The sequence below is a fragment of the Pseudonocardia hydrocarbonoxydans genome (assembly GCF_006539565.1).
In the GTDB taxonomy this organism is placed as follows: domain Bacteria; phylum Actinomycetota; class Actinomycetes; order Mycobacteriales; family Pseudonocardiaceae; genus Pseudonocardia; species Pseudonocardia hydrocarbonoxydans.
This window is the reverse complement of the sequence record NZ_BJNG01000034.1, coordinates 78,243-91,104: the sequence shown is the minus strand read 5'-3', so window position 1 is coordinate 91,104 and position 12,862 is coordinate 78,243. Positions and strand designations below refer to the sequence as shown.

At 74.0% G+C, this 12,862-nt stretch carries 12 protein-coding genes and 1 tRNA gene; 5 read left to right on the top strand and 8 right to left on the bottom strand.

Annotated elements, in window-relative coordinates; all coding sequences use genetic code 11:
- Positions 1-9: 9 nt before the first annotated feature.
- The 3 genes from PHY01_RS18385 to PHY01_RS18375 all read left to right on the top strand — a co-directional run bounded on the left by PHY01_RS18385 (position 10) and on the right by PHY01_RS18375 (position 2,058).
- Entirely contained in the window at positions 10-657 is a 648-nt protein-coding gene (locus PHY01_RS18385; RefSeq protein ID WP_141280242.1) for a response regulator, read from the top strand.
- 3 nt (positions 658-660) lie between these two features.
- Positions 661-1,767, top strand: coding sequence for a sensor histidine kinase (locus tag PHY01_RS18380; protein WP_141280241.1), 1,107 nt, complete (start codon positions 661-663; stop codon positions 1,765-1,767).
- A gap of 217 nt (positions 1,768-1,984) precedes the next feature.
- Positions 1,985-2,058 (top strand) — tRNA-Pro (locus PHY01_RS18375).
- Positions 2,059-2,296: 238 nt separating this feature from the next.
- On the opposite strand, the gene PHY01_RS18370 is transcribed toward PHY01_RS18375, so the two are convergent.
- From PHY01_RS18370 to PHY01_RS18345, 6 genes are all read right to left on the bottom strand, one after another.
- Positions 2,297-2,548: a YaaC family protein gene (locus PHY01_RS18370; protein WP_141280240.1), complete on the bottom strand. Its 252-nt coding sequence runs from the start codon at positions 2,546-2,548 to the stop codon at positions 2,297-2,299.
- 9 nt (positions 2,549-2,557) lie between these two features.
- Positions 2,558-3,457, bottom strand: coding sequence for a YaaC family protein (locus PHY01_RS18365; protein WP_141280239.1), 900 nt, complete (start codon positions 3,455-3,457; stop codon positions 2,558-2,560).
- Between the two features lie 357 nt (positions 3,458-3,814).
- A complete protein-coding gene (locus PHY01_RS18360; RefSeq protein WP_246085992.1) occupies positions 3,815-4,939 on the bottom strand; it encodes a multicopper oxidase domain-containing protein in 1,125 nt (374 codons plus the stop codon).
- On the bottom strand, positions 4,936-5,613 hold the full coding sequence (locus tag PHY01_RS18355) for a metal-dependent transcriptional regulator (RefSeq protein WP_218030220.1): 678 nt from the start codon (positions 5,611-5,613) through the stop codon (positions 4,936-4,938). The genes PHY01_RS18360 and PHY01_RS18355 overlap by 4 nt, the downstream gene beginning before the upstream one ends.
- 84 nt (positions 5,614-5,697) lie before the next feature.
- Entirely contained in the window at positions 5,698-6,975 is a 1,278-nt protein-coding gene (locus PHY01_RS27710; protein WP_246085991.1) for a coiled-coil domain-containing protein, read from the bottom strand.
- 131 nt (positions 6,976-7,106) lie between these two features.
- Complete coding sequence (locus PHY01_RS18345; protein ID WP_141280237.1) at positions 7,107-7,904, bottom strand: CPBP family intramembrane glutamic endopeptidase; 798 nt, start codon at positions 7,902-7,904, stop codon at positions 7,107-7,109.
- 82 nt (positions 7,905-7,986) lie between these two features.
- Between PHY01_RS18345 and PHY01_RS18340 the strand changes: the two genes are divergently transcribed.
- On the top strand, positions 7,987-8,490 hold the full coding sequence (locus PHY01_RS18340) for a L,D-transpeptidase (RefSeq protein WP_170183876.1): 504 nt from the start codon (positions 7,987-7,989) through the stop codon (positions 8,488-8,490).
- Between the two features lie 33 nt (positions 8,491-8,523).
- Here the strand turns inward: PHY01_RS18340 and PHY01_RS18335 are convergent, their stop codons facing one another.
- Positions 8,524-9,813, bottom strand: a complete 1,290-nt coding sequence (locus tag PHY01_RS18335) for an Nramp family divalent metal transporter (protein ID WP_141280236.1) — start codon at positions 9,811-9,813, stop codon at positions 8,524-8,526.
- Positions 9,814-9,899: 86 nt separating this feature from the next.
- Between PHY01_RS18335 and PHY01_RS18330 the strand changes: the two genes are divergently transcribed.
- Positions 9,900-12,416, top strand: a complete 2,517-nt coding sequence (locus PHY01_RS18330) for an AMP-binding protein (RefSeq protein WP_218030219.1) — start codon at positions 9,900-9,902, stop codon at positions 12,414-12,416.
- Here the strand turns inward: PHY01_RS18330 and PHY01_RS18325 are convergent.
- On the bottom strand, positions 12,379-12,717 hold the full coding sequence (locus PHY01_RS18325) for a hypothetical protein (protein ID WP_141280235.1): 339 nt from the start codon (positions 12,715-12,717) through the stop codon (positions 12,379-12,381). The two genes, PHY01_RS18330 and PHY01_RS18325, sit on opposite strands and share 38 nt — an antisense overlap.
- Positions 12,718-12,862: the final 145 nt, after the last annotated feature.

Here is a 12,862-nt window from a genome sequence, read left to right as displayed (position 1 = left end):
CTCGGCCGGGTGAACCGGGGGGAACACGCGGCCGTGCGCGTCGTGCTGGCCGACGACGAGCCGCTGATGCGGGCCGGGCTGCGCACGGTGCTGGAGGTCGGTCGCAGCGTGCGCGTCGTGGGCGAGGCCGACGACGGCGACGCGCTGCTCGCCCAGGTCGACCGCCACCGCCCCGACGTCGTGCTCGTCGACGTCCAGATGCCCGGCGGCGGGGGCCTGGCCGCGCTCCGGACGCTGTGCGCGCGGCCGGACGCGCCGCCGTCCGCGGTGCTCACGACGTTCGACCTGGATGAGTACGTCACCGAGGCGCTGCGCATCGGCGTCCAGGGCTTCCTGCTCAAGGACGCCGAGCCCGACGCGCTGGTCCGCGCGGTGCTCGATCTCGCCGCGGGCGGCGCCGTGCTGGACCCGAGGATCACCGCGCGCCTGCTGCCGCGGCTGGACGGGCGGCCTCCGGCCCGGCCGCCCACGGAGCTGACGCTGCGCGAGCAGCAGGTGCTGCGCGGCCTGGCGGCGGGGGAGCCCAACGCCGCCATCGGGGCGCGGCTGGGTCTCGCCCCCGCGACCGTCAAGAAGTACGTCTCGGCGCTGCTGGTGAAGCTGGGTGCGGAGAACCGGGTGCAGGCGGCGCTGCTGGCGCAGGGGTGGGGGATGTAGCGGATGCGGTGGGCGCGGATCGTCGGCCGGGAGTCGCTCGCGGTGCTGGTGCCCGCCGGGGTGGCGGTGCTGGGGGAGCCGGCGTTCTCCTGGTCGGTGCCCGCGGCGCTGGTGGGGTGCGCCCTGTTGCCGCTTCGGCACCTGTGGCCGCCGGTGGCGGTGCTCGGCACGCTCGCCGGGCTGGCCGGTGGCCTGGGATGGCCGCCCGCGCTCGTCGCGCTCTACCGGCTCGGGCGCCACCACCGGTCGGGCCCCGTGCTGGCGGCGTGGCTGGTCCTGCCCGTCGTCGCGGCGGTGGCGCCGGTGTTCGCCACCCAGGACCTGCGGTGGAACCAGGGCGTGCTGGTCGTCGGCTACGTGGTGGTGAACGCCGGGGCGGCCACCGTGGTCGGGATGCTGGTGGGCACCCGGGCCAGGCTGGTCGAGAGCCTGGCCGAGCTGGCCCGGGCGCGCGACACCGCACTGGCCGCCCGCGCGGACGCCGCGCGGGCCGAGGAGCGGGACCGGATCGGGCGGGAGATCCACGACGCCGTCGGGCACCACATCACGCTCATCGCGGTCACCGCGGCCGCGCTCGCCGCATCGACCCGCGAGGACGACACCCGCCGCGCCGCCGACGAGCTGCGGGTGCTGGCCAAGCGCTCGCTCGCCGAGGTCCGGGGGGCGCTCGGGCTGGCCGGCGGTCCGCTCCCAACGCCCGCCGATCCCGCCGACACCCTCGCCGAGGTGGACGCACTGGTGGCCCAGTGGCGCGACGCGGGCCTGTCCGTCGAGCTGGTCGACGACCACCGGGCCGCGGGGCTGTGCCCCCAGCTCGGGCGGGCGGCCTACCACGTGGTGCAGGAGTCACTGACCAACGCGGCGCGCCACGCCCCCGGCGCGGCCGTCCGCGTCGAGGTCGGGTGCGCCGCCGACGAGCTGACGGTGCGGATCGACAACACCGCCCCCGACGAGCCCCGTGACGTCGTCGGTCGCGGCGGTGCCGGGCTGGCCGGGCTCGCCGAGCGGGTCGGCGCCGCCGGGGGCCGGCTCACCGCGGGCCCACGGCCCGACGGCGGGTTCGCGGTGTCGGCCCGGTTCCCGCTCGAGCACGCGCCCGCGCACGCGTAGTTACCGGCCGGTACCCACCAAGGTCGCCCCCGCCGGGCGACCGAAGGCGGTGGTGGCCGGCACCGGCTGCGCGCAGGATGGCGGGGTCGCGGATGCCGGGGAACCGGGATCGGCGTCCAGCAGGTGCGGCGACCCGGTGATGGGGGGAGCCACGACCGGCCGGGCGAGGCCCGGGTTCAGCGGTGGGGTAGGCTGATCGAGCCTCTTCGGGGGCGGCCGGGACGTGGCGCAGCTTGGTAGCGCACTTGACTGGGGGTCAAGGGGTCGCAGGTTCAAATCCTGTCGTCCCGACGGTCGGAACGGGCGGTTCCTCTCGACGGGGAGCCGCCCGTTTCGTGCTCCTGAACAGGGCGGACGTCGTAGACATCGATCCTCGTGGGACGGATCCGGAACGGCCCCAGAACGATGACCGTCTACGGGACTCGGGACTGCTTGGGACCCATCTGGGACCGGAGGCGCCCATCCGCCGCGGAGCTGTGCAGAACAGGGTATGACGTTCAGGGGGCCGAGAGCAGATGCCCGGCGTCCGTCACGGCTCGCTGATGGCGATCTGCTGCCGCTGCCAGGTCAGGACTCGCTCGGTGTGCCGGCGCCATCCCTCTGGCGGATTGTCATGCGGTGGGTGGCGGATCTCGAACAGCTCGGCGACGAGGTTCACGCACGCCAGGTGCGCGGTACCCATGATGTGTTCTAGCGCGGTGGCGTCGGCCGAGGTGTTGATGTTGATGGCCCTGGCCCAGGTGGTCGGCTGGTAGCGGGCGAGTTCGGACAGTCCGAACAAGACCGCGTATCAGGTCGCGAGGGGATGCAGCGGGGCCGTGTTGCCGGCCAGAGTCGGCAGTATCCAGATGCACTTGGTCGTGCCGTCGCCGTAGACCCGTGGTCCCAGGTCGACCATTCCGAACATCTCGCGGTGCTCCATCGGCCGGTCCCCGCGGTCGAACGACAGGGATGCCCGGAGTCCCTGCGGGTCGAGCAGTAACACCCAGTGCGCGACATCGGGGCAGCCCTGCCAGTTGGGCATCACGCGGAAGTTCCGCAGCGACGGGTAGCGCTCGATGATCTGCCGCTCGACCTCGGCGACGTCGAGCGGCATGAGGTCGTACGGGAGGTGCGCGAGCGTTCCGACGCGACCGGTCGTTGCCTGGAACGCCTTGCCGTAGTCGTGCCCGTCATGTCGTTCGAGCAGCGCAGCTCCGAACAGGTTGCCCGCCTTCGTCGGGGGTAGCTTGACGCCTTCGGGCAGGCTGATCCAGAGCTGCCGCAGTGGAACGCCGGCAGGCAGGGTTGGTGAGTCGAGCACGCTTCCGAGGAGCTGGAACGCTCCGCCCTTCGGCGGTGCGCCGCTCCTGGTCCGCGCGTCGCAGACCTTGAGATCGCCAACGTCGGTGATCTGGCCGCGGTTCGGACAGTCGGTGCCGTGGCCGGTGGCGGCCTGCTTGGTGACGCGCGGGTCCTGCTTGGCTGCAAGGATCGCCTGGGACGCCTGGCTGAGTCCGTAGTACAGCATCACAGGCTTGCTCTCGTAGCCCACCGAGTCAGAAGCCCGGAAGAACTGCTCCGACTGCTCCAGCGCCGCGGAGAAGGTGTCCTTGCGTTCGCCTCGGGCGGCGAAGCCGGGTGGGCTGTGGCGGAGAGACCGCAGCCGCTGCCAGGCGTCGTCTACGTTCCGGGGGTACTTCACGGGCATGGCCACGCACTGTAACCAATGAGGCTCGGTAGCGTCCGCGATCTCGCGCGGCCGACCGCCGACTCGTCGGGGCGAGCGACCGCCTGCGCTGGAACAGCGCCATCGCGAGTGGCGTCGGGCCCACTTCAGGGCTCTCCTCGCCCGAGGTCACGAGATCGGCCGGCGGGCAGATCTCCGACCCGGCCGCGCGGACTCTGGTCGCCTGGTTCCCTCGAACGGGTGGCGCGTGACGAAGCTGGACGACGCCTGACTGGTCCGCACGACGTGCCCGAGGTGGCCGAGCTGCACGACCGGGTGCCGGCCGCACGTGCGGCGAGAGGACCGGTCGGCGGGCCCTCCCCGCAGGTCGGACCGGGATCATGAGGATGGCGGGAACCAGCTCCGGGTCGACGAGCTCGGTACGGCTCGGAGCTGTGCAGATCCGGCTGTCGCGATCAGGTGGGCCGAGAGCAGCAGCCCCGCGTCCGTCATCGCCTGCCGGTCGGGGTGCAGGTAGCGCTGGGTGGTCGTCAGCGAGCCGTGACCGGCGATCTTGCGCAGATGGTGGACGGGAACGCCCGCGTCGGCCATCCAGGTCAGGCCGGTGTGTCGGAGATCGTGGCGACGGAGTCGCTCGAAGCCCAGCGAGCTGACCACCTCGTCCCAATGGGTCGCGTCCCGAAGAACCGCCGTGCTGACCCGGCCGCCTCGCGGCCCGACGAAGACGCGCCCGCTCGGCCGCTCGGCCGCCTCCGCGAGCCGGACCTCGAGCATCGGTCGAACCTCGGCGATGATCGGCACGAGCCGAGCGCGCTTGCCCTTCGTCCCCTTGTCGACCAGCCCTCCCGGTGAGGTCGTGGTCTGCCGGCGAACGGTCCACAGCCACCCGTACATGCCGCGGGCGATGTGCTCGGCGAGCGGGCCGACGTGGCAGTGGTAGAGGTGCAGCCCGAACGGCTCGGCGTCGAAGACGTAGGTGAACTCCTCGCCGGGGGAGATGATCCCGCGCCCGACCAACGGCACGCCGTCCATGTCGGCCGGGTGCACCCCGTGGAAGTGCATGGTGTGCGGGTGCTCGGAGCCGTTGACGAACCGGACCCGCAGCAGGTCGCCCTGGGTGCAGCGCAGGGTCGGGCCGGGGACGCGCCCGTTGAACGTCCAGGCCGGGAACCGGACCCCGGGCGCGACCTCGATCTCGCGGTCCTCGGCGAGGATCTCCCAGGTGCGGACGGTCCGCCCGTCCTCCACGGTCACCGTGCCGTAGTCGAAGTCGCGCAGCAGGGTGCGCGGGTCGAACCCGTTCGCCGCGTGGTCGACCCCCTGCCCGCCGCGGAACGTCGCGCCGTTCGCGCCGCCCATCGCGTGGCCCGTGCCGTGTCCGTCGGGGCCGTTCGCCGGGGGAGCGGCCGGCGGGGGCGTGGCCGCCGCCACCCCGGCGGGCAGGGGCAGGGCGACGAGGGCGGCCCCGCCGGCACCGGTGAGGAAGCGTCGTCGGGTCGTCACGGGGTTCCTCCGAAGACGAGCTCGGTGAGCCGGCTGCCCAGCGGGATGCGGCGCCCGTCGACGGCCACCCACAGCGGCCCGTCGAACGGGGCCCGTTCGAGGACGTCCAGGCCGACCCCGGGCCGGATCCCGAGCCCGCCCAGGTGGCGCAACGCGTCGCCGTCGCGGTCGGACACGCGGCTCACGACGACGTGGGTGCCCGGCCGGGCCGCGGACAGCGGCGGGGGCCGGTCCTCGTCGTGCTCGCCGTCGGCCGGGGGGATCGGGTCGCCGTGCGGGTCGTGCGTGGGGTGCCCGAGATGGGCGTCGATCCGCTCCAGCAGCCGCCCGCTGACGGCGTGGCCGAGGCGTTCCGCCTCAGCGCGGACGTCCTCCCACGGCACGTCCAGGGCGCGCACGAGGAACTCCTCGATGATCCGCTGCCTGCGGACGACGGCGACGGCGTGCCGCCGACCGTGGGCGGTCAGCTCGACCCGGTGGGCGGCCGGTCGGGCGACCAGGTCGTCGGCGGCCAGCCGGTTGAGCATGGCCGACACCGACGGCGCCGCGACGTCGAGCAGCGCGGCGAGGGACGAGGTCGTCGCGGCCCCGTGCAGGGCCGAGAGGTCGAAGACCGCCTTGAGGTAGTCCTCGACGGCGTCGGTGTGCGGACGGGAACAGCAGTCGAGGTGCACAAACCGAGATGGTAGCCGAGGCATGTCATCGCAGTTAGACGTGTCTCACAATACGACGTCGCCACTCCTAGCCGGCCCGTCCGGTCAGCAGGCGACCGAGGCGAGCGAGCCTCCCGGGCGGTCCTCGAAGGAGATGTGCACGTGCTCCATGTGGTTGGCGACGAGTGACCCGCGGTCCTCCATCTGCCGCCAGCCCGAGCCGCTGTTGATCCGCTGCCGGAAGATCACGTACTTGATCGCCAGGACGCCGCGGTTGCGCAGCGCGCAGTCGGCCATGGCGTCCCCGGTGGGCCGGTCGACGAAGAAGTCCAGGGCCAGGCCGACCGGATGGTCGGACACGTTGGGCCGGGGCCCGACACCGCCGACGCTGCCGATGCCGAAACGGCACCGCAGCAGCTGGCCCGCCTCGGAGACCCACGGCTTCACCGGCCCCCACCTGGGCACCCCCGCCCGGCAGGTGTACTGCGGGCCGAGGGCGGCGACCCCGGGCCCCGCGCGCGGGGCGTCGGTCGGCGGTGGATCGGCGGCGGCCGCCTGCGCGGCCCGCCGCCGGGCCTCCTCGGCCTCGCGGGCGACCCGCTGCTGGTAGGCCTCGTACTGCCCGCGCTGCTCGCGCAGTCCCTGGTCGGCGGTGCGGAGCCCGGCGAGCTCCACCTCGACCTGGGCCCGCCGGCCGTCGAGCTCCTGCAGGCGGGCCTGCTGCTCGTCGGCGGCCGCGGTCGCCGACGCGACCGCCTGCTCCGCCGCCGCGCTGCTGCGCTCCGCCTCCGCCCGGCGGGCCTGGGCGTCCTCCTCGGCGGCCCGCGCCGTGGACTCGGCGTTGGCCCGACCGATCCGGGCCCGCTGCAACGCGTCCAGCGCCCGGAGCTGCTCCCCGGCGACGAGGGCGGTGAGCTCGGCCCGCTCGACCAGGTCCGCGGGGTTCTCCGCGCTGGTCAGCAGGCCCAGCGGCCCGAGATCGAGGGTCTGCTGGTAGGTGGAGGTGGCGAAGGCGTCGAGCCGGGCCTGCGCGACGTCGATCGCCGACACCGCGGCCGCCGACTCGACGCGGGCCGCGTCCACGCGCGCCGTGGCCGCGTCCGCGGCGTCCTGGGCGGCCCGCTGTTCGAGCAACCGCTGGAACGCCTCCTCCCGCCGTTGGTCGAGCGCGGCGCGGGCCTCGGCGGCCTGCGCGTCCAGCTCGGCGGCGATCCCGGACAGCCTGCCCAGCTCGGCCGCCCGGGCGAGCACCGCTTCCCGGCTGGCCCCGAGCTGCCCGTCGGACGGGTTGGGGGGAGGGGGCGGGGGTTGCGCGCTCGCCGGGGCCGTGGTCGCCAGCAGGGCGATCAACAGCGCGACGACGATCACCGCAGTCCTGCGCACCGGGTCCTCCACCGTCGGGGCCGGGCCACCGGTGGGCCGACCGTCGACGCGCACTATGGCCCGGGAAGTACCGGATGGGGGGTTCGGCGCGCCGTGGCCCACCGGTGTTCAGCCGACGGGGCGGGAACGGATCACAGCCAGGGGACCCGGCCGGCCAGGAGCGCGTAGCCGGTGAACGCGACGACGTTGATGAGCGTGTGCGCGCCGATCAGCGTCCACAGCCGGTTGGTGCGCTGCCACCAGCGGGCGAAGACCAGGCCCATCACCAGGTTGCCGACGAAGCCGCTCGCGCCCTGGTAGAGGTGGTAGCAGGCGCGCAGGGTGGCCGAGGCCAGTGCCGCGCGGTTCTCCGACCAGCCGAGCTGGCGGAGCCGGGTCAGCAGGTAGCCGATCTCGACGACCTCCTCGGCCCAGGCGTTCGCGGCGGACGAGAGGACCAGGACGGGCAGCTCCCACCAGGTGTCGCCGAGGGTGGTGGGGGCGATCGTGGTGCTGACGCCGGCCGCCCTGGCGAGCAGGTAGAGGCCGAGCCCGGGGATCCCGATGAGTGCCGCGAGCCCCACCGCCCCCGCGGCGTCGCGGCCGGGGCGGGTGGCGTCCAGGCCGACGGACCGCAGGGCGAACCCGGCGCGCAGCAGCAGGTAGGCGCCGAGCGCCCCCCAGCCGACCAGCTGCAGCACCCGGACCAGCTGCAACGCCAGGTCGACGAGCTCGGCGCGGGCGGCGGGCGCGTTGAGCACGACCTGCTGCTGGGCCAGCGGCAGGGGATCGAGCAGGGCGTCGACCAGGCTCAGCGCGCTGCGGGCCGCGGACAGCCCGGTGGTGACCGTGAGGACGACCAGGATCTCGACGACGATCAGCCGGCGGCGCCGCGGGTCGTCGACGACGGTGGGGGACGCCGGTCGGGCCGGGGTGAGCCAGTCGGGCACGCGCGGACCCTACCCGTACGGGTGGCCGTCACCTCGGCGGCTGCGCAGCGTTGTATCGACAACACACGGAGTGAGGAGTTCGATGCGCGCGCGATCCAGGGGTACCCGTCAGGTCCGGCGGCTCGGGGTGATCGGCGGCGTCATGGCGCTGATGCTCTCCGCCGGGGTGGTGGCCGCCGTGGCGGCGCCGGCGCCACCCGCCGCCCCGCTCGTGCCGGGAACGCCGTGCACCGTGACCGCCCGCGCCTGCGTCGACCTGATCGCGCTGAAGGCGTGGCTGGTGCAGGACGGCCGGATCCTGCGCGGCCCGGTTCCGGTCAGCATCGGCGACGAGTACGACCCCACACCTCCCGGCCGGTATCAGGTGGAGTGGAAGGCCAAGGACTGGGTGAGCCGCGAGTACGGCAGCCCCATGCCCTACTCGGTGTTCTTCGCCCCGGGCGGGATCGCCTTCCACGAGGGCAGCCTGCAGACCAGCTCCGCGGGATGTGTGCGGCTGACCCGGGACAACGCGATCGCGTTCTTCGACTACCTCCAGGTCGGCGACGAGGTCCAGGTCCACAGCGACGTCCCGGCCGGCGGGTAGCCGCGACGTCCCGGCCTGCGGGTCGCCGCCCGGTCAGGCGCCGGTGACCGTCCGCCAGATCAGGAAGCCGTTGAGCCCGATGATCACCAGGGCGGCCAGCCCGGCGACGGCGGTGGTCAGCCGGTGGTTGACCAGCTCGGCCATCAGGTCCCGGCGGCGGGTCAGGAGCACGAGCGGCACCAGCGCGAACGGGATGCCGAACGACAGCACCACCTGGGAGAGCACCAGGGCGCGGGTGGGGTCCACGCCGATGCCGAGCACGACCAGCGCCGGGCTCAGCGTCAGCAACCGGCGCACCAGCAGCGGGATGCTGCGCCGGATGAACCCCTGCATGACGACCTGACCGGCGTAGGTCCCGACGCCGGACGAGGCGAAGCCCGAGGCCAGCAGGGCGACGGCGAAGGCGAAGGCGGCGGGCTGGTCGAGCACCCGCCCGAGCCCCGCGTGCACGCCCTCCAGGGTGTCGGTGTCCGGGACGCCGGAGCCGAAGAAGAGCGTGGCCGCGATGACCAGCATCGCCGCGTTGACCAGCCCGGCCAGCCCCATGCCCACCGCGACGTCGGCCTGCTGGCGGCGGAGCAGGAACCGGCGCTCGGCCACCGTGTCGGCCCGGATCCGGCCCTGGGTGAGCGCCGAGTGCAGGTAGACCACGTGCGGCATGACGGTGGCGCCTATGATGCCGGTCGCCAGCAGCAGGCTGTCGGTCCCGTCGAACGCCGGGATCAGCCCGGCCGCCGCGTCGCCCGGGTCGATGTCGATCCGCACGACCGTGCTCAGGAACCCGAGCAGGATGACGCCGAACAGGCCGGCGATGGCCAGCTCGAACGGCCGGAACCCCCGGCTCTGCAGGGCCAGCAGCGCGAACGCGACGATCCCCGTGATGAGCCCGCCGGTGAACAGCGGGATCCCGAACAGCAGGTTCAGCGCGATCGCGCCGCCGATCACCTCGGCCAGGTCGGTGGCGATCGCGACGAACTCGGCCTGTACCCACATCCCCCGCGACACCGGGCGCGGGAACCGGTCGCGGCACAGCTCGGGCAGGCTCCTCCCGGTGGCCAGCCCGAGCTTCGCGGACAGGGTCTGGATGAGCATGGCGAGCAGGTTGGCCCCGATGATCACCCACAGCAGCAGGTACCCGAACTCGGCGCCCGCGGAGAAGTTGGTGGCGAAGTTGCCCGGGTCGACGTAGGCGATGGCGGCGACGATCGCCGGGCCGAAGAACAGCATCCGCCCGCGGGCCCGCGCGGCGGTGACGGTGAGCGGGCCGCCGGGGCGACCCGCGTCGCGGTCGGAGTCGGGGCTCGCACCGCGGATAGACACCATGTCGAGGCAGTGTAGACGAGTCTAAGCGCGGAAGCGGCCCGTCTTGGCGGATAGACAAGGTGAGGCTGACCTTATGCAATGACAGGGTGAGCACCTTTCCGGTCGTCGGGGAGCCGTCCCTCGCCGCCATGCTGTCCGCGCACGGCGAGCGGACGGCACTGGTGACGTCGGACGGGGAACCGGTCAGCCACCGCGACCTCGCCGACCGGGTGCACGTGACGGCCGACCGGCTCGCCGGTGCCCGCCGCCTGGTGCTGCTCGAGGCGGCGAACGACGTCGACACGGTCGTCACCTACCTGGCCGCGCTGCGCGCGGGTCATCCGGTGCTGCTCGCGGGCGCCGGGGACGGGTTCGCGGCGCTGGCCCGGCACTACGATCCCGACGTCGTCGCGGCGCGGCGGGACGGCGGGTGGGTGCTCGACGAGCGGCGCCGGACCACGGTCCACGAGCTGCACCGCGACCTGGCCGTCCTGCTGTCGACGTCGGGGTCCACCGGCTCGCCCAAGCTGGTCCGGCTCTCCCACGCCAACATCGCGTCCAACGCCGCCGCCATCGCCGGGTACCTCGGCATCCGCGACAGCGACCGGGCGGCGCTGACCCTTCCGCTGCACTACTGCTACGGCCTGTCGGTGCTGCACAGCAACCTGCTGCGGGGGGCCGCCGTGCTGCTGCCGGACCGGTCGGTGACCGACCCGGGCTTCTTCCCCTGGTTCCGGGACCAGGGCGGCACGAGCCTGCACGGCGTGCCCTACACCTTCGAGCTGCTCGACCGGATCGGTTTCGCGGACCTGCGGCTGCCCGCGCTCCGGTACGTGACCCAGGCGGGAGGACGTCTGGACCCGCGGACCGTGGTCCGCTACGCGGAGCTCGGGGACCGCCAGGGGTGGGAGCTGTTCGTGATGTACGGGCAGACCGAGGCGACCGCGCGGATGGCCTACCTGCCGCCCGCGCTGGCCGTGACCGCCCCGTCGGCGGTCGGGATCCCGATCGCCGGAGGCTCCTTCGAGATCGAGCGGCCCGACGCCGGCGGTGTCGGCGAGCTGCTCTACCGAGGGCCCAACGTGATGCTCGGGTACGCGCGGGTCCCGGCCGATCTCGCGCGCGGCCGTGACCTCGACGTGCTGCGCACCGGTGACCTGGCCCGGGTCCGCCCGGACGGGCTGCACGAGATCGTCGGGCGGCGCAGCCGGATCGTCAAGCCGTTCGGCCTGCGGATCGACCTGGAACAGCTCGAGCGGCTGCTCGCCGGGGACGGGCGCACCGCGGCCTGCGCGGGCGTCGGCGACGAGCTGGTGGTCGTGGTCGCCGACGGGGCCGATCCCGGACAGGTCCGGGAGTGGGTGTCCGCCCGAACCGGGCTGCCGCCGGGCGCGGTCCGGGTCGTCGCGGTTCCCGAGCTGCCGCGGCGGCCGAACGGGAAGATCGACCACGGTGCCGTCCGCGAGCTGGCGGCCGCGCCGCCCGAGCGCCGTCGCGGGTGGCGCGCACGGGCGCGGCCCCGGACCGTCCGCGACGCGTTCCGTGCGGTGTTCGCGCTGCCCGACCCTCCTGACGACGCGACGTTCGTCGGTCTGGGCGGGGATTCGCTGCGCTACGTGCAGATGACCGTCGAGCTGCAGCGCGTTCTGGGGCACCTCCCGCCCGGCTGGGACGACGTCCCGATCGGAGTCCTGGAGCGGCTCCCGCGCCACCGCCGGTTCTGGACGACCACGGAGACCGGCGTGCTGCTGCGGGCCGCCGCGATCGTGCTGGTCGTCGGTTCGCACGTGGGTCTGTTCGAGGTGAAGGGCGGGGCGCACCTGCTGCTGGGGATCACGGGTTGGGCGTTCGCCCGGTTCGTCCTGGCCCGGCGGCCGGGCGGCGGGACCAGCCGCGCGATCCTGCGCGGGGTGCTGGGTGTCGCCGTCCCCTCGATGCTGTGGATCGCCTGGCGCGCACGGTCCGACGAGGACGTCGATCCGGTCAACGCCCTGTTGCTCAACCAGTTCCTCGATCCGGGCGCCTGGGGCTACTGGTACGTCGAGGTGGTGGTGCAGATCTCGCTGCTGCTGGCCGTGCTGTTCGCGATCCCCGCGGTGCGCCGCGCCGAGCAGGCCCGGGGGTTCGGGTTCGCGGTGGCGCTGCTGGCGCTCGCGCTGGTCGGGCGGCTGTTCCCGGACACCGGCAACGAGTTCTCCGATCGTCTGATGAGCACCCACCTGGTGCTGTGGCTGTTCGTGCTCGGCTGGGTGGTGCAGCGCAGCTCGACCGGTCCCCGGCGGCTCCTCGCGGCGGCCCTGATCCTGGTTCTCGTGCCCGGCTTCTTCGACGACCCGGGCCGCGCCGCCGTCGTCACCGCCGGGTTGCTGGTGCTCCTGCTGGTACCGCGGATCGCGCTCCCGACCGTGCTGATGAGGCCGGTGGGTGCCATCGCCGCGGCGTCGCTGGCGATCTACCTGACCCACTACGCCGTCTACCCCGAGCTGCTGCCGTACCTGCCGCCGCTGCTGGTGGTGGTCGCCTGCGTGGGCGTGGGCGTCGGGGTCCGGGTCGCGCTCACCGCGTGCCGCCGGGCGGTACGGCCGCTCACCGGGGCCGCGACCGCTCCGCCCGCCGCAGGGTGAAGACCGCGAGCCGCACGGTCAGCGCGTCGACCAGGAAGGCGCCGATCCCCCACGGGTCGACCGGATCGGCGACGGGACCGCCGACGCCGAGGACGGACACGATGAGCGGCAGCGCGAACGCTCCCACCCCGACCACCCCGGCGACGGCGGCGGCGACCAGCAGTTCGGGTCGGGGCCGGACGAGCAGCGCGGCCGCACCCACCGCCCCGACCACGGCGAGGGTGAAGGCGAACGCGGCGCCCGCTCCGGTGCCGTCGAGCCCGACGACCACGTGCGCCGCCGCGGCGGCGGCCCAGGTCACCGCCACGACGGACGCGCCCCCGCGGGGTGTACCCACGATGTGGGACGAGTCAGTGCGTGGCATGTGGCCCCCGGGATCGGCGTCGCATCGGCGGTTCTACTATGCCCGGTAGAAGTTCGCGTTCGGCACCTGGGTGGTCCCGACG